This window comes from Streptomyces sp. NPDC052687, assembly GCF_040678395.1.
GTDB lineage: Bacteria > Actinomycetota > Actinomycetes > Streptomycetales > Streptomycetaceae > Streptomyces.
This window is the reverse complement of record NZ_JBFATR010000009.1, coordinates 136,613-152,338: the sequence shown is the minus strand read 5'-3', so window position 1 is coordinate 152,338 and position 15,726 is coordinate 136,613. Positions and strand designations below refer to the sequence as shown.

At 73.2% G+C, this 15,726-nt stretch carries 13 protein-coding genes and 3 tRNA genes; 5 read left to right on the top strand and 11 right to left on the bottom strand.

The features are described from left to right. Positions 1-133 precede the first annotated feature (133 nt). The 7 genes from AB0K92_RS11955 to AB0K92_RS11925 form a co-directional block, all read right to left on the bottom strand. A complete protein-coding gene (locus AB0K92_RS11955; protein WP_365921843.1) occupies positions 134-919 on the bottom strand; it encodes a TIM barrel protein in 786 nt (261 codons plus the stop codon). 57 nt (positions 920-976) lie between these two features. Further along, on the bottom strand, positions 977-1,960 hold the full coding sequence (locus AB0K92_RS11950) for a class I SAM-dependent methyltransferase (protein ID WP_365921841.1): 984 nt from the start codon (positions 1,958-1,960) through the stop codon (positions 977-979). Continuing rightward, on the bottom strand, positions 1,957-3,126 hold the full coding sequence (locus tag AB0K92_RS11945) for an amidohydrolase family protein (protein ID WP_365921839.1): 1,170 nt from the start codon (positions 3,124-3,126) through the stop codon (positions 1,957-1,959). Before AB0K92_RS11945 ends, AB0K92_RS11950 begins: the two co-directional genes overlap by 4 nt. Next, complete coding sequence (locus AB0K92_RS11940; protein WP_365921837.1) at positions 3,123-3,962, bottom strand: hypothetical protein; 840 nt, start codon at positions 3,960-3,962, stop codon at positions 3,123-3,125. Before AB0K92_RS11940 ends, AB0K92_RS11945 begins: the two co-directional genes overlap by 4 nt. Beyond that, positions 3,947-4,258: a hypothetical protein gene (locus AB0K92_RS11935; protein WP_365921835.1), complete on the bottom strand. Its 312-nt coding sequence runs from the start codon at positions 4,256-4,258 to the stop codon at positions 3,947-3,949. The genes AB0K92_RS11940 and AB0K92_RS11935 overlap by 16 nt, the downstream gene beginning before the upstream one ends. Before the next feature lie 197 nt (positions 4,259-4,455). Continuing rightward, positions 4,456-5,946, bottom strand: coding sequence for an aldehyde dehydrogenase (locus AB0K92_RS11930; protein WP_365921834.1), 1,491 nt, complete (start codon positions 5,944-5,946; stop codon positions 4,456-4,458). Then, positions 5,943-6,749, bottom strand: a complete 807-nt coding sequence (locus AB0K92_RS11925) for a 4-oxalocrotonate decarboxylase (RefSeq protein ID WP_365921832.1) — start codon at positions 6,747-6,749, stop codon at positions 5,943-5,945. The genes AB0K92_RS11930 and AB0K92_RS11925 overlap by 4 nt, the downstream gene beginning before the upstream one ends. A 386-nt stretch (positions 6,750-7,135) precedes the next feature. Here AB0K92_RS11925 and AB0K92_RS11920 point away from each other — a divergent pair, with 386 nt between their 5' ends. Next, positions 7,136-7,975: an IclR family transcriptional regulator gene (locus tag AB0K92_RS11920; RefSeq protein WP_365921830.1), complete on the top strand. Its 840-nt coding sequence runs from the start codon at positions 7,136-7,138 to the stop codon at positions 7,973-7,975. 171 nt (positions 7,976-8,146) lie between these two features. Here AB0K92_RS11920 and AB0K92_RS11915 read toward each other — a convergent pair. From AB0K92_RS11915 to AB0K92_RS11905, 3 genes are all read right to left on the bottom strand, one after another. Further along, positions 8,147-8,220, bottom strand: a tRNA-Ile gene (locus AB0K92_RS11915). 167 nt (positions 8,221-8,387) lie between these two features. Next, a tRNA-Asn gene (locus AB0K92_RS11910) sits at positions 8,388-8,460 on the bottom strand. 5 nt (positions 8,461-8,465) lie between these two features. Continuing rightward, positions 8,466-8,538: transfer RNA gene (locus tag AB0K92_RS11905), tRNA-Asn, on the bottom strand. Between the two features lie 167 nt (positions 8,539-8,705). Here AB0K92_RS11905 and AB0K92_RS11900 point away from each other — a divergent pair. The 4 genes from AB0K92_RS11900 (at position 8,706) to AB0K92_RS11885 (ending at position 14,335) form a co-directional block, all read left to right on the top strand. After that, a complete protein-coding gene (locus AB0K92_RS11900) occupies positions 8,706-9,008 on the top strand; it encodes a YtxH domain-containing protein (protein ID WP_165998147.1) in 303 nt (100 codons plus the stop codon). Positions 9,009-9,101: 93 nt separating this feature from the next. Beyond that, positions 9,102-10,553, top strand: coding sequence for an FGGY family carbohydrate kinase (locus tag AB0K92_RS11895; protein ID WP_365921828.1), 1,452 nt, complete (start codon positions 9,102-9,104; stop codon positions 10,551-10,553). Positions 10,554-10,673: 120 nt separating this feature from the next. Then, positions 10,674-12,407 carry an ABC transporter ATP-binding protein gene (locus AB0K92_RS11890; RefSeq protein ID WP_365921826.1) on the top strand — a complete coding sequence of 578 codons (1,734 nt, stop codon included), beginning with the start codon at positions 10,674-10,676 and terminating at the stop codon, positions 12,405-12,407. Continuing rightward, positions 12,407-14,335: an ABC transporter ATP-binding protein gene (locus tag AB0K92_RS11885; protein ID WP_365921824.1), complete on the top strand. Its 1,929-nt coding sequence runs from the start codon at positions 12,407-12,409 to the stop codon at positions 14,333-14,335. The genes AB0K92_RS11890 and AB0K92_RS11885 overlap by 1 nt, the downstream gene beginning before the upstream one ends. A 48-nt stretch (positions 14,336-14,383) precedes the next feature. On the opposite strand, the gene AB0K92_RS11880 is transcribed toward AB0K92_RS11885, so the two are convergent. Next, on the bottom strand, positions 14,384-15,604 hold the full coding sequence (locus tag AB0K92_RS11880; protein ID WP_365921853.1) for a sigma-70 family RNA polymerase sigma factor: 1,221 nt from the start codon (positions 15,602-15,604) through the stop codon (positions 14,384-14,386). Between the last annotated feature and the right edge of the window lie 122 nt (positions 15,605-15,726).

Genomic DNA, 15,726 nt, shown 5'->3' with positions numbered 1-15,726 from the left:
CCGGGACGCGCCCCGGCGGGCCCGGCGGGCGGGACGGCTGGGCGGGCGTCCCGGCGGACAGGACCGGCTGGCAGGCGGACAGGACAGGCCTGGCGGGCGGGACCGGCCTTGCGGGCGCCCCGGCGACGTGGGTCTACCGGGTCCAGCCGCCGCCGGCCAGGGACTTGTCCAGCGCGACACGGGCCTGCTGGGCCACCGACGCGCCGTCCATGGCGTCCAGTTCGTCGGACATGACCTCCACGGCGACCGACTCCAGGCGCCGCGCGGGCAGCAGCGCCCGCAGGATGCCGTGGATGTCGGCGGTGCCCTCGCCCGGCAGCAGCCGCAGGTGCCGCGCCTCGTGACGCGGATCGGGGTGCGGGTCGGGCCGGGTGTCGCAGATCTGCACCGAGAGCACCGCGTCCGGCGCGAGCGCCGCGATGTCCTCGGCGCCGAGCCCGGTGCGGTGGCAGTGCCAGGTGTCGATCAGCAGGCCCGCGCTGGGCCGCGCGGCGCTCTCGACCAGGTGCAGCGCCCGGTCCAGCGAGGGGATCGCGCCGTACGGCATGAACTCCAGCGGTACGACGACACCGGCCGCGTCGGCCCGCCGGCACAACCGCGCGTACTCGGGCGCGAGGTCCACCTCGGGCTCGATGTCGGGCAGTCCGGCGTTGACGCTGCGCGCGCCGAAGACCGCGGCGATGTGGAAGACCAGGTCCTCCTCCCGCCGGGCCGCCTCGTCCGGCCGGCCCCAGGAGCGCAGCAGTTCCACCTCGCTCACCCGCAGTCCGTGGCCGGCCAGCAGGTCGCGCATCTCCTCGTCGGTCCAGCCCTGGGAGCGGGCCCGCAGGTAGTCGTCGACCCGCAGGCCGATCGCGTCGAATCCGGCGGCGGCCGCCGCCCGCACCCGGTCGCCCAGTTCGCAGGCGCGCAGGGTCATCGCGCTGAGGACGGACCCGGTCCGCGTACGCCGTGTCGCAGAGGTGGCCGGCACGGGTCAGGCGGCCTTCTGCGCGAGGATCAGCAGACCGTCGGGCATCGCCGGACGGACCAGCCGCTTCACGGTCAGCCCCGCCTCGGTGAAGGCGCGGGCCCAGCCCTCCTCGTCCAGCAGGTACTGGCCCATCACCGCGTGGACCAGGGCGAATTCGGGGCCGAAGACGTCGTCGGTGGCGGTGGAGCTGGGCGCCGCGGTGACCTCGGCGGCCAGCACGTGCGCCCCGGCCGGGAGGCGGCCGGCCAGCGCGCGCAGATAGTCCACGAGCGCGTCGAAGCCCTTCTCGTACACCTCGTGCAGGAAGAAGAAGGTGATGGCCAGCTGGACGTCCTCCAGGCCGGGGATGGAGGCGATGTCGCTGCCGTCGGCCTCGATGACGTCGATGGCGCCGCTCTTGCCGGCGGCCTCGACCTCGCGCCGGGCCTCGGCCACCGCCTCGGGGCTGATGTCGATGCCGAGCCCCTTGGCGCCGAGCTGGTCGTGGAGGGTGATCAGGAAGTGCGCGTTGCCGCAGCCGATGTCCGCGACCCGGTCGAACTCCAGGCCGCCGAGCAGCTTGACCACCTCGGGCTGCACGTCCTGCTTGCCCAGCAGCGCCGAGCCCACGGCGACCCACTTGCCGTCCCGCAGCACGTCCTCGCGGTAGGTGGCCGCACCGGTGAGCAGGTCGCCGAAGCGGCGCAGCGGTTCGCTGTAGCCGCCGGCCAGCCACACCAGGTAGCCGCGGTCCTCGTACAGGCTGCGGCCCAGCTCGGTGAGGTGGTAGCGGTCGCCGTCGGTGCGCAGCACGCCGCGCTGGGACAGGTAGCGGAAGACGCCCTCGCCCAGGAAGCGGTTGGCTCCGGCCTCCTCGACGGTCAGGCCCTGCTCGGCGAGCCGGGTGAGGGAGCCGGTCATGTCGAGCGCGGCGAAGGTGGAGGCCAGCACATGGCCGCGGATGAGGTCGAAGGCGGGGCGTCGTCCGGCGGAAAGCGGGCTGTTCATCGTACGGCCTCCTGGTGTGTCGGTCGCGGCGCTGCCGCGGGGGTGGGTACGGACCGCCGGGTGGCGCCGCCGGTGGCGGTGCCGGGCGGGGCGTCCGGCCGCCGGTGCAGCAGCCGGGTCGCGTTGCGGTGGAGGATCAGGGCGGCGTGGTCGGCGGGCAGGCCCAGGGCGCCGACGGTGCGCAGCGGTGCGGTGTCGGCGAGGTCGAACGGCGAGTCGGTGCCGAGCAGGACGTGCCCGGGGCCCACGTCGGCGACGAGGGAGGTGAGCTGGGAGGTGGAGAAGACGGCGGTGTCGTAGTAGAGGCCGTCGAGGCCGTGGCGGGGTGGCCGCGCGGTGCGGCGGGCGACGGGCTTGGTGTGCCAGCCGAGGTCGAGCCGGCCGCGCAGCGCGGGCAGGCAGCCGCCGCCGTGGGCGAGGCACAGCACCGGCTCGTGGCGTTCGAGGGTGCCGCCGAGCAGCAGCCGGGAGACGGCGAGGGCGGTTTCCATGGGGTAGCCGACGAGCTGGGGCAGCCAGTAGTCGGTCAGCCGGTCGAGGGCCGGCGCGGTGGACGGGTGCAGCAGGGTGAAGACCCGGGTGCGGCCGAGCAGTTCCCACAGCGGGTCGTTGACCGGGTGGTCGCACTCGCGGCCCATGCCGCGGGTGCCGCAGGCCAGTCCGGGCATCTCCAGCTCGCCGAGGCAGCGTCCGGCCTCGGCGGCGGCGGCCCGGGAGCCGATGGGCACGGTGCCGAGCGGGGTGAGCCGGTCGGGTGCGGCGGCGCAGAACGCGGCGAGCGCGTCGTTGCCGGCGGTGACGATCTCCCGGACGAACACCTCGTGCCGGGTGGTGGAGCAGGTGAGGAACGGCGGCAGGGAGACGGCCTGCCGGGCGACACCCTCGCGGTCCATGCGGGCGAGGCGCGCGGTGATGTCGTACTGCTCCGGCGGGCAGGGGATGGGCACGTCGCTCTGGCCCAGTCCGGACACCCGGTGGTCGAGGCGGACCACGCCGGAGGGCAGCGCGGACAGGTCGGCGAGGCCCCGGTCGGCGAGGAACCGCAGCACGGGCAGCGGCATGGCGTGGGCGTGCACGTCGTAGGCACCGCGGGTGTCGCGGGTGTCGCGGGTGTCGCGGGTGTCGCGGGTGTCGCGGGTGTCGCGGGTGTCGCGGGCACCGCTCATGCGTGACCTCCGGGGGTGGGCGGATGCCATTCGGCGACGGCCATGCCGGTGACCCAGGCGTGGATCGGCTCGTACGCCGTCACGGTCACCGGGGCGTCCACGGCGCCGGCCAGCGCGAGCCAGCTGCGGATCTCGTGGGCGCCGTTGCCGGCCTGCTCCAGTTCGGCGTCGGTGAGGCTCAGCACCTCGTCGAGGGCGCCGCGCGCCAGCCGGTCGAGGAACCAGCGGTCGAACTCCTCGTCGATGTCGCCGGTGCGGTCGACGCCGATCCAGTGGGACAGCCCGCCCGCGGCGACCAGGGCGACCCGGTCGACGCCGTCGCAGTTCTCGACGGCACGGGCGAGCGCGCGCCCGAAGTCGTACCAGGCGGGCAGCGGCAGCATCGGCGCGACGGCGCAGTTCTGCAGGACCGGCACGAGCGGCAGACCGGCGTCGGGGGCGAGGGCGTGATAGAGCGTCATGACGCCGTGGTCGAGGTCGAGGCGCTCCGAGAAGGACGTCATCCAGCCGTCGCCGAGCAGCCCGTCGGCGAGCGAGCGGGCCAGCGGGCCGTGGCCGGGGACCTTGCCCCGGGGGATCGGCAGCCAGGGCTCGGCGGGGCCGGTGTGCCGGTCGGCGAGGCCGACGCAGCACTGCGGGAAGTTCTCCAGGAAGAAGTTGGTGAAGTGCTCGTTGGAGAGCATCACCACCGCCTGGGCGTCCGCCTCGCGCACCCGCCGGGCGGCGTCGCCCAGCGCGTCGAGGAACCGTTTCGCCTGGTCGCCGGGCGCGGAGTCGGCGGCGGCCAGCTGCATCGGCGCGTGGGAGGCGGCGAACGCGGCTACGATGCGCGCCATCGCGCCACCCCCTCACGCGCGGCGGGGCGTCCGGCCGCCAGCAGCCGGCGGTAGTCGGCGCGGGTGATGCCGAGGGCGCGGGCGAACGCGTTGATCAGCACCGGGTGCACGCCCCGGTCGGCCAGTCCGCGCAGATCGCCGGCGCGCAGCAGCGCGGCGTCGGACTCCGGCAGACCGGCCGGCGCGGCGGCCGCCTCGCCGTGGCGCAGCCGGTCGAACACGGCACGCTGCAAGGGGTAGTTGTCCCGCTGCACCCGCCCGCGATCCGCGCCCGCCTCGCGCACCGCCTCGCTCACCGACGCACTCGACGACGCACCCGCCTCGCTCACCGACGCCCTCACCGCCCCGCTCACCGGCCCACTCGACGACGCCCTCACCACCCCGCTCACCGGCCCACTCGACGACGCCCTCACCACCCCGCTCACCGGCCCACTCGACGACGCCCTCACCGCCTCGCTCACCGGCGCCCTCATGGACTCGCTCGTCGGCGCGTTCACCGGGCCGCTCCCGTCGCCTCGGGCCCGACGGCTCCCGCGATGTCCATCACGACCGCCTTCGGCTCGGTGAAGAACTCCCTGCTGTGGGTGCCTCCCTCGCGGCCGATGCCGGAGGCGCCGACGCCGCCGAAGGGCGCGCGCAGGTCCCGTACGAAGAAGCAGTTGACCCAGACGGTGCCGCCGCGCAGCGCCCCGGCGGTGCGGTGGGCGCGCCTCAGGTCCTCGGTGAACACCATGGCGTTGAGCCCGTACGGGGTCCCGTTGGCCCGCGCCACCGCCTCCTCCTCGGTGTCGAAGGGCACCACCGTGGCGACCGGCCCGAAGACCTCCTGCCGCAGTACGGCGGCCTCCTCGGCGGCGTCGACCACCACCGTGGGCCGCACCAGCCGGGGGTCGTCGGGGTCGGGGCCGCCGGCCAGCAGCCGTCCCTCGGGGCCGCCGTCGAGCCGGTCGAGGAAGCCGCGCACCTTCGCGTGGTGCTCCGCGGAGGCCAGCGGGCCGATGTCGGTACCGGGGTCGGCGGGGTCGCCCGTGCGCAGGGCGGCCGCGGCGGCGGTGAAGCGCTCCAGGAACGCGTGGTAGACCGGGCGCTCCACATAGATGCGGCTGCCGGCCAGGCACACCTGCCCCGCGTTGAGGTAGGCGCCCGTCACCGACCAGGTCACCGCGCGCTCCAGGTCGCTGTCGGCGAAGACGAGGCCGGCCGCCTTGCCGCCGAGTTCGAGGCTGAGCGGGGTGAGCCGGTCGGCGGCGGCGCGGGCGATGGCCCGGCCGGTGGCGGACTCGCCGGTGAAGGTGATGCGGTCGACGCCGGGGTGGGAGACGAGGAACTCGCCGGCCGCGGCGGGGCCGTGCCCGTGCAGCACGTTGAGCACGCCGGGCGGCATGCCGGCCTCAAGGGCGAGGCGGGCCAGCAGGGTCGCCGAGACCGGGCTCTGCTCGGCCGGTTTCAGGACCACCGTGTTGCCGTGGGCGAGCGCGGGGGCGATCTTCCAGCTCTCCAGCATCAGCGGGAAGTTCCAGGGGGCGATGGCCGCGACCACGCCCGCCGGTTCGTAGCGGGTGTAGACGTGGGTGCCGTTGTCGGCGGGCAGGTGCTCGGCGGCGGTCAGCCGCGCGTGGTCGGCGAAGAAGCGGAAGTTGGCGGCGGCCCGGGGCACGTCCTTGGCCAGGGCCTGGGCGTGGGGCCGTCCCATGTCGCGGCTGTCGGCGGTGGCCAGTTCGGCGGCGTGCTCCTCGATCAGGGCGGCCAGCCGGTGCAGGATCCTGCCGCGCGCGGCGTGCCCCATCCGGGGCCACTCCCCCGTGTCGAAGGCCTGCCGGGCGGCGCCGACGGCCCGGTCCGTGTCCGTGGGCCCGCCCTCGGCGATCTCCGCCCAGGCGTGGCCCTGCCAGGGATCGACGGAGGTGAACCGGCGCCCGTCGTCGGACTCGGTCTCCTTGCCGTCGATCACATGTCCGTAGAAGTCCTCGTACTGCCCGGTCATGACCGTCCCTCCGCAGCAGTGAGCGAAACCGTTCCGAGGGTGGAGAAGACCGCGGTGGCCGTCGTGCCGGCCGGGAAGGGCGCCGCGTCGTTGACCCCGCCGGTCAGCACGGTCCAGCCCGCCTCGATGCGCAGTCCCCGCCGGTGGAGCAGCCGGGCGGCGAACAGGAGCGCGCCGACCGGGTCGCCGAGCACGTCCGCGCCGACGCCCTTGCCGGCGGTGACGCCGTCGACGTCGATCCGGCAGCTCTCCTCGCGCAGGCCGTCGCCGGCGGGGCGGGTCGTGTCGCCGAGGGCGTACAGGGCGCTGGAGCCGTTGTCCGCGACGACGTCCGGCAGCGTGAACCGGTAGTCCGCGAACCGGCTGTCGATGACCTCGAGTCCGGCGCGGACCCGTCCGATCGCCCGGCGGGCCGCCGTCTCGTCGGCGGTCCCGTCCAGGGGCGCGGCCATCTCGAAGGCGATCTCCGGCTCGATCCTCGGCTGGATCAGACCGCCCACCGGGACGGTCGCGCCGGCCGGCCGCACCATCCGGTCGGTGAGCCAGGCCACCAGCGGCTCGGCCACGTTCATGCGCTGCTGCTTGGCCCGCGAGGTGAGCCCCAGCTTGACGCCGACGAGGCGTTCCCCGCGGGCCAGCCGCAGACGCAGCGCGGTGTCCTGCACCCGGTACGCCGTCTCGGCGTCCAGTCCCGGCCATTGGCCGGTCAGCGGGGTCAGCGCGGTCGCGGACGCCTCCGCGTCGAGCAGCAGCCGCGCCGCCCTCACCACGTCCGTCGCCGCCGCACCCACGTCCGTCGCCACAGCACACACCTCCGCCTCGGACTGCTCCGACGGGTCATCTTGGGGAGCGGCGCCGGGCGTGCGGCGGCTGTTTCCACTCATCGAAAACCCCGCCGGAGCCATTCCGCTGAGCGGGCGTCAGCGCCCGTCGGGGTCCGGCATGGCGGACCATCGCAGCCCCGCCCGGGGAAGGGGCGGATCCGGCGGGGTGGTCACGGGCGGCCCGCCCCGTCGAACGTTCAGGGGGCGACGAGCCGCGCACGGTGTGCGCCGAACGTTTGGGAGGCGTGGAGCGGCAGCGCGCGATGTGTGTTCAGAGGCGGTGGCGGGCGCCCCTCGACGGACGTACGTTCGCCCGCAGCGGGGTTGACCCCCCGTGCGCGTCTCAGCTTCGCCAGGGGTAGTCGATGGCTGTGCGAACCACGCCCGCCCCCGGGCGTCCCACGCTCAGGAGAGAGGCCAGGGGGATGGCGGGCAACACCAATCAGGTCGGCGTATCGGTCACGAGTCGTGTTCTGGCAGTCCTCGGAACGTTCGATGTGCGGCACCCGAGTCTGTCGCTGACGGAGATCGCCCGGCGGGCGGGCATACCCATCACCACCGTCCACCGGTTGTTGTCGGAACTGGAGAAATGGCGCGCTGTGGAGCGGGGGCCGGACGGGCGTTACCGCATCGGTCTCCGGTTGTGGGAGCTGGGCAGTCTGACCTCCGCCCGCACCCGGCTGCGGGAGGTGGCGCTGCCCTATCTGCACGCCCTGCACGAGGCGACCCGCGCCCAGGTGTTCGTCGCGGTCGCCGACGAGGGCGACGTGGTGTACGTCGAGCGGTTCGGCACGGCCGGCCCGCCGTGGGAGTCCGCGCCCCGGCTGCCGGTGCGCCAGCCGATGGAGCAGTCGGCTGCGGGCCTGGCCCTGCTGGCCTACCACGGCCGCGACCACGAACCGCGCCCGCTGGGGCGTACCCACTCGGCGGCCCTCGCGGAACTGCTGCGCCGGGCCCGCCGCCAGGGCTGCGTGGTCCTGCCCGACGCCGCCGACCGGGGCGCGGTGAACATCGCCGCGCCGGTGCTCGGCGGGAACGGTCACGCGGTCGCGGCCATGGGCCTGTCGGTACGGTCCCCGCAGCGTGCGGAACGGTGGCGCGAACCCCTGCTGTCGGCCACGTCCGGGATGCAGCGCACGCTGCTGGGCCGCGGCGAGGACATGGTGGCCGCGCAGCCGGCGGCGGTCTTCGGGGCGAGCGGATGAGGTGATCCCCGGCACACCGGACGGCACCGCCCCGCCCGGATCGAACGGCGGACGAGCATCGGGCGAGCAGGAGTCACGTCAGCGGTCTTGATGCCCCCGAGTGACCCCCCGGCGTGCCGGTGTTTCACACTCCGCCGCAGGTGAGAACGTTTCTGCGGCGGAGTGCGTCGGTGGGGCGGGTGGGACTCGAACCCACGGCCGACGGATTATGAGTCCGCTGCTCTAACCGGCTGAGCTACCGCCCCTCACGGCGCGTCGCGCACATTTGTGCGCGCCGTCTGCCGCAGCATAGCCGCTCATACGATCTCCTGCTCCGGCATGGTCGGCATCGCACGACCATGAGGACTCCGCCGCGGCCCGGACGGTTCCCCCGGACATGAAAAAGGACCCCGGAGGGTCCTCGTTCAGCATGCTCCCCCGACTGGACTCGAACCAGTAACCTGCCGGTTAACAGCCGGCTGCTCTGCCAATTGAGCTACGGAGGACCGAGCTCCCCCGACTGGACTCGAACCAGTAACCTGCCGGTTAACAGCCGGCTGCTCTGCCAATTGAGCTACGGAGGAATGCCTCGTTGCATCGAACGTACCTACCTGGGTATCCGCCAGGGGGCGCTCGCTCGCTGCGACACATACATTAGCGCAAGCAGGGGGGTGCTCCGCCAATCGGTACCTCCGGGCCCGATGCCGCACCGGAACCGTGCCAGGGACTACGCAAGGAAAGGGTGGCCGCCATGCGTTACCGGCTCACGTTCGTCGTCGGACTCGCTCTGGGTTACGTCCTGGGCACACGGGCCGGGCGAGAGCGCTACGAACAGCTGAAGAAGTCGGCCCAGCGACTCTCCCAGAACCCGGCCGTGCGCAACACCGCCGAGACCGCGGCCCAGCAGGGCCGCGAGTTCGCGGGCAAGGCGTATCACGTGGTCAGCGACAAGGTGGGCGACCGTATGCCCGACTCCGTCGCGCACCGCGTGCGTGCCGTCCGCGACCGCTCCAACGGCTCGGCGGGCGACGACTGGGGCACGAGCACCACGTAAGTCCGCGTCCTTGTCCCCCAGGGGAGACGGGCACCCGTCTCCCCTGGGGCGACCCGGCTCGAGCCCGCGCGGCGCTACGGCACAATCATGCGTATGGGGATAGTCGCCGGGTTGGACAGTTCACCCGATTTCACTCGTATCGTCGTCTGCGACACGGACACGGGGGCCGTGCTCAGGCAGGGATATGCCCCCCATCCGCTGGAGAGCCCCGACGGCGGGCGACCCAGTGACGTCGATCCACAGGCCTGGCTGCTCTCCCTCGGCGAGGCCGCCGCCGGCGGCCTGCTGGAGGGCGTCCAGGCCATCGGCGTCTCCGCGCAGGCGAACGCGGTGATCCCGCTGGACGCGCAGGGCAACACCGTGCGCCCCGCGATGACCGGCGGCGACAAGCGCGCGCAGGTCGCGGCGGCCGATCTGGTCGACGCGCTCGGCGGCCGGGAGGGCTGGGCGCAGGCCGTCGGCTGCGTCCCGCAGGCCGCGCACCCGGTCACCAAGCTGCGCTGGCTCGCGAAGAACGAGCCGGACGCCGCCGCCCGCACCGCCATGCTGATGCAGGCGCACGACTGGCTGGTGTGGCAGCTGCTGGGCCGCCCGGTCCGCCGCACCACCGACCGCGGCGGCGCCTCCGGCACCGGCTACTGGTCCGCCGCCACCGGCGCCTACCGGCCCGAACTGGTCGAGCTGGCGCTCGGCCGGCAGGCGATGCTGCCGGAGGTCATCGGACCGTCGGACGCGGCCGGTACGACCCCGGAGGGGCTGCTGATCTCCGCGGGGACCGTCGAGACCATGGCCGCCGCGTTCGGACTCGGCCTGGGGCTCGGGGACGCGGTCGTCTCGCTCGGCGCCTCCGGGTCCGTCATGGCCGTCCACCCCGAGGCGCTGTACGACCCGACGGGCACCATCACCACGCTGGCCGACGCCACCGGGATGCATCTGCCGGTCGTCACCACGCTGAACGCGGTGCGCACCCTGCGCGGCACCGCCGAACTGCTCGGCCTGCCGGACCTGGAGACCCTGTCCGACCTGGCGCTGAAGTCGACGCCCGGCGCGCACGGGCTGGTGCTGCTGCCGTACCTGGAGGGCGAGCGGACGCCGGCGCTGCCGCACACCGCGGGCACCCTGGCGGGCCTGCGGCGGGAGTCGATGAAGCCGGAGCACCTGGCGCGGGCCGCGTTCGAGGGCATGCTGTGCGGGCTCGCCGACGCGCTGGACGTGCTGCGCGGGCGGGGCGTGGAGGTGCGGCGGATCTTCCTGCTGGGCCCGGCCGCCGAGCTGCCCGCGGTGCAGGCCGCGGCGCCGTCGCTGTTCGGCACGCAGGTCGTCGTACCGCAGCCGGCGGACTACGCGGCGATCGGCGCCGCCCGGCAGGCCGCCTGGGCGCTCGGGGTGTCACAGGGCACCCTCGACCCGCATGTCCCGCCGGCCTGGCAGGGCGCGGTGGCCCAGGTGCTGGAGCCGGGCGAGGAGCTGGCGGTGGGTCAGGCGGTGCGCCAGCAGTTCGTGTCGGTGCGGGAGCAGACGCATCCGGGGGCGTTCCGGCCGTGAGGCCGGCGCGGCGCGCCGCCCGATGGGTTAATCGGTTGAGGTAACGCGGGTGGAGTGTCCGACGATAGGGGCCAGGGGCAACCATCCGGCCCCTCTCGCCGCCGACTCCGAGAGACCAGCGTGCTCATACGACTCCTGCGGACCTACCTCAGGCCCTACCGAAAACCCATCGCCGTGCTGGTGCTGCTGCAGTTCCTGCAGACCTGCGCGACCCTCTACCTGCCGACCCTGAACGCGGACATCATCGACAACGGTGTCGTGCACGGGGACACCGGCTACATCCTGACCTTCGGCGCCCTGATGATCGGCATCTCGCTGGTCCAGGTCGTCTGCAACATCGGCGCGGTGTACTACGGCGCCCGCACGGCCGCCGCGCTCGGCCGGGACGTGCGGGCCGCCGTCTTCGACCGGGTGCAGTCCTTCTCCGCGCGTGAGGTGGGCCACTTCGGCTCGCCCTCGCTGATCACCCGGACCACCAACGACGTCCAGCAGGTGCAGATGCTGGCGCTGATGACGTTCACGCTGATGGTGTCGGCGCCGATCATGTGCGTCGGCGGCATCGTGATGGCGCTGGGCCTGGACGTGCCGCTGTCCGGGGTGCTGGTCGCCGTCGTGCCCGTGCTCGGCATCTGCGTGACGCTGATCGTGCGGCGGCTGCGGCCGCTGTTCCGGACCATGCAGGAGCGGCTGGACACGGTGAACCGGGTGCTGCGCGAGCAGATCACCGGCAACCGGGTGATCCGCGCCTTCGTCCGCGACGCGTACGAGGAGCAGCGGTTCCGCAACGCCAACGCCGAGCTGACCGAGATGTCGGTGGGCACCGGCAACCTGCTCGCGCTGATGTTCCCGATCGTCATGACGGTGGTGAACCTGTCGTCCATCGCGGTGGTGTGGTTCGGTGCGCACCGGATCGACAGCGGGGGGATGCAGATCGGTGACCTGACGGCCTTCCTCGCCTACCTCATGCAGATCGTGATGTCCGTGATGATGGCCACCTTCATGTTCATGATGGTGCCGCGCGCGGAGGTCTGCGCCGAGCGGATCCGCGAGGTGCTGGACACCTCCTCCAGCGTGGTCCCGCCGGCCGCGCCGGTGACGGAGCTGCGCCGGCACGGGCATCTGGAGATCCGCGGCGCGGGCTTCCGCTACCCGGGTGCCGAGGAGCCGGTGCTCAGGGCCGTCGACCTGGTCGCCCGGCCCGGCGAGACCACCGCCGTGATCGGCTCGACGGGCAGCGGCAAGTCCACCCTGCTGGGGCTCGTCCCGCGGCTGTTCGACGCGACGGACGGCGAGGTGCTCGTCGACGGCGAGGACGTACGGAGGATCGACCCGGCGGTGCTCGCGAGGACCGTCGGCCTGGTCCCGCAGAAGCCGTACCTGTTCGCGGGGACCGTCGCGACCAATCTGCGCTACGGCAATCCGGACGCCACGGACGAGGAGCTGTGGCACGCGCTGGAGGTCGCGCAGGCCAGGGAGTTCGTGGAGCGGCTGGAGGGCGGCCTGGACGCGCCGATCGCGCAGGGCGGGACGAACGTCTCCGGCGGTCAGCGCCAGCGTCTCGCCATCGCGCGCACGCTGGTGCAGCGCCCGGAGATCTACCTCTTCGACGACTCCTTCTCCGCGCTCGACTACGCCACCGACGCCGCCCTGCGCGCCGCGCTGTCCCGGGAGACGGCCGAGGCGACCGTGGTGATCGTCGCCCAGCGGGTGGCGACCATCCGCGACGCCGACCGGATCGTCGTCCTGGGCGAGGGCCGGGTGGTCGGCACCGGACGGCACCACGAGCTGATGGCGGACAACGAGACCTACCGGGAGATCGTGCTCTCCCAGCTGACGGAAGCGGAGGCTGCCTGATGGCCGGGCCCATGGGGCGGATGATGGCCGGGACCGGACCGGATCACCGCTCGCTGGACTTCAGGGGGTCGGGCCGGCGGCTCGTCGCGCGGTTCCGGCCGGAGCGGTTCACGATCTACGCGCTGCTGCTGTGCGTGCTGTTCAGCGTGGCCCTGTCGGTGGCCGGTCCGAAGATCCTCGGGGAGGCCACCGACCTGGTGTTCGCGGGCATCGTCGGACGGGAGATGGAGCCGGGCGCCTCCAAGGAGCAGGTGCTGGAGGCGATGCGGGAGCGCGGCGACGGGGACGTCGCCGACATGCTGCGCTCCACCGACTTCACGCCGGGCGAGGGCATCGACTTCACCGCCGTGGGACACGTCCTGCTGTTCGCGCTCGCCGTGTTCGTGGTCGCGGGGCTGCTGATGGCGGTGGCGACGCGGCTGGTGAACCGGGTCGTGAACCGGACGATGTACCGGATGCGCGAGGACGTGCAGACGAAGCTGTCGCGGCTGCCGCTGTCGTACTTCGACAAGCGGCAGCGCGGCGAGGTGCTGTCCCGCGCCACCAACGACATCGACAACATCGGGCAGACGCTCCAGCAGTCGATGGGCCAGCTGATCAACTCGCTGCTCACCATCATCGGCGTGCTCGCGATGATGTTCTGGGTGTCGTGGATCCTCGCGCTGGTCGCGCTGGTGACGGTCCCGCTGTCGCTGTACGTGGCGACGTGGGTCGGCAAGCGGTCGCAGCCGCACTTCGTGCAGCAGTGGCGGTCCACCGGCACGCTCAACGCGCACATCGAGGAGATGTACACCGGGCACACCCTGGTGAAGGTGTTCGGGCGGCAGGAGGAGTCGGCGCGGCAGTTCGCCGAGCAGAACGAGGCGCTGTACGAGGCCGGGTTCCGGGCGCAGTTCAACAGCGGCGTCATGCAGCCGCTGATGATGTTCGTGTCGAACCTGAACTACGTACTGGTCGCGGTGGTCGGCGGGCTTCGGGTGGCGTCGGGGTCGCTGTCGATCGGTGACGTGCAGGCGTTCATCCAGTACTCGCGCCAGTTCTCGATGCCGCTCACGCAGATCGCGTCCATGGCGAACCTGGTGCAGTCCGGGGTGGCGTCCGCCGAGCGGATCTTCGAACTGCTCGACGCGGAGGAGCAGTCGGCGGACCCGGTGCCGGGCGTGCGGCCGGAGGAGCTGCGCGGGCGGGTCGCGCTGGAGCGGGTGTCGTTCCGGTACGACCCGGACAAGCCGCTCATCGAGGACCTGACGCTGACGGTGGAGCCGGGCCAGACGGTGGCGATCGTCGGCCCGACCGGCGCGGGCAAGACCACGCTGGTCAATCTGCTGATGCGGTTCTACGAGGTGACCGGCGGGCGGATCACCCTCGACGGCGTCGACATCGCGACGATGTCCCGGGACGAACTGCGCTCCGGGATCGGCATGGTCCTCCAGGACACCTGGCTGTTCGGCGGCACCATCGCGGAGAACATCGCCTACGGGGCGGCCCGGGAGGTCACCCGCGGCGAGATCGAGGAGGCGGCGCGGGCGGCCCACGCCGACCGGTTCATCCGCACCCTGCCCGACGGCTACGACACCGTGATCGACGACGAGGGCTCCGGGGTGAGCTCCGGTGAGAAGCAGCTGATCACCATCGCGCGGGCGTTCCTGTCCGATCCGGTGATCCTGGTGCTCGACGAGGCGACGAGTTCGGTCGACACCCGTACCGAGGTGCTGATCCAGAAGGCGATGGCCAAGCTGGCGCACGGGCGTACGTCGTTCGTCATCGCGCACCGGCTGTCGACGATCCGGGACGCGGACACGATCCTGGTGATGGAGAACGGGTCGATCGTCGAGCAGGGCGCGCACGCGGAGCTGCTGGCGGCGGACGGCGCCTACGCGCGGCTGTACAAGGCGCAGTTCGCGCAGGCGGTCGCCGAGGTCGACTAGCGGCGCGAGGTGAGGGGGCCGCTCTCGCTGCGGGAGCGGCCCCTTTCCTCAGTCCAGGTAACCGCGCAGCTGGCCCGCGAAGGCGTGGTCGCGCAGCTTGTTGAGGGTCTTGGACTCGATCTGGCGGATCCGTTCCCGGGTCACGCCGAAGATGCGGCCTATCTCCTCCAGGGTGCGCGGGCGGCCGTCGACCAGGCCGTAGCGCAGCTGCACGACCTTGCGTTCGCGCTCGCCGAGGGTGGACAGGACCGCCTCCAGATGCTCCTTGAGCAGTAGGAACGCGGCGGACTCCACCGGGGAGGCGGCGTCGCCGTCCTCTATCAGGTCGCCCAGCGCGACGTCGTCCTCCTCGCCGACGGGGGCGTGCAGGGAGACGGGCTCCTGGGCGAGCCGCAGCACCTCGCTGACCCGCTCGGGCGGCAGGTCCAGGTGGGCGGCGACCTCGGCGGGCGTGGGCTCGCAGCCGCGTTCCTGGAGCATCCGCCGCTGGACGCGGACCACGCGGTTGATCAGCTCGACGACGTGCACCGGAACGCGGATGGTGCGGGCCTGGTCGGCGAGGGCGCGGGACATGGCCTGGCGGATCCACCAGGTGGCGTAGGTGGAGAACTTGTAGCCGCGGGCGTAGTCGAACTTCTCGACGGCGCGGATGAGGCCGAGGTTGCCCTCCTGTACCAGGTCGAGCATGGTCAGTCCGCGGCCGACGTACCGCTTGGCGACGGACACCACCAGCCGCAGGTTCGCCTCGATCAGCCGGCGCTTGGCCATCCGGCCCATGACGACGAGCCGGTCCAGGTCGAGGGCGAGCCGGCTGTCCAGGTCGGGGGTGGTGAGCAGTTTCTCCTCGGCGAACAGGCCGGCTTCGACGCGGCGGGCGAGTTCCACCTCCTCGGCGGCGGTGAGCAGCGGGATCCGCCCGATCTCCCGCAGGTACTGCCGGAACAGGTCGGAGGTGGGGCCGCCGGTCTCGGCGACCCGGCCGGGCGCCGGCTCGACGGCCTCGGCCTCGGGTTCCGCCTCGGGTTCCGCTTGGGCTTCCGCTTCCGGCTCCGGGCCGGCCCCGGCGTCGGGCGGCGGGCCGGGCTCGGGCCGCGTCCGCGGCCGGGTCTCCGGGTGGTGCGCCGCACGGCTCTGCGGGGGGACGGCCATCAGCACGTCCGGCTCCGCGTCGGGCTCCGCGGTGGTGGGGCTGTCGGTAGGGACGAGGGTCTGGGTCTGCACGGGGGCGACCTCCAGGTGATCGCTGCTGAGGTGGCGGACCGCGGGCAGGGACCCGTGGGGGGACGGACCGGCCGCGCTCCGAGGACTCAGGCACCGCACCCAGTGTGGGGTAAGACACATCTCCGCCACGAGGGGCGTGCGCGCACTTTTTGAGTCCGGTGCGTGACCGG

Bases quoted from the DNA above. Each gene is read 5' to 3' on its own strand.
- AB0K92_RS11930 (WP_365921834.1), bottom strand. From the start codon at position 5,946: ATGACCGGGCAGTACGAGGACTTCTACGGACATGTGATCGACGGCAAG.
- AB0K92_RS11950 (WP_365921841.1), bottom strand. From the start codon at position 1,960: ATGAACAGCCCGCTTTCCGCCGGACGACGCCCCGCCTTCGACCTCATC.
- AB0K92_RS11885 (WP_365921824.1), top strand. From the start codon at position 12,407: ATGGCCGGGCCCATGGGGCGGATGATGGCCGGGACCGGACCGGATCAC.
- AB0K92_RS11920 (WP_365921830.1), top strand. From the start codon at position 7,136: ATGGCTGTGCGAACCACGCCCGCCCCCGGGCGTCCCACGCTCAGGAGA.
- AB0K92_RS11955 (WP_365921843.1), bottom strand. From the start codon at position 919: ATGACCCTGCGCGCCTGCGAACTGGGCGACCGGGTGCGGGCGGCGGCC.
- AB0K92_RS11940 (WP_365921837.1), bottom strand. From the start codon at position 3,962: ATGGCGCGCATCGTAGCCGCGTTCGCCGCCTCCCACGCGCCGATGCAG.
- AB0K92_RS11895 (WP_365921828.1), top strand. From the start codon at position 9,102: ATGGGGATAGTCGCCGGGTTGGACAGTTCACCCGATTTCACTCGTATC.
- AB0K92_RS11945 (WP_365921839.1), bottom strand. From the start codon at position 3,126: ATGAGCGGTGCCCGCGACACCCGCGACACCCGCGACACCCGCGACACC.
- AB0K92_RS11900 (WP_165998147.1), top strand. From the start codon at position 8,706: ATGCGTTACCGGCTCACGTTCGTCGTCGGACTCGCTCTGGGTTACGTC.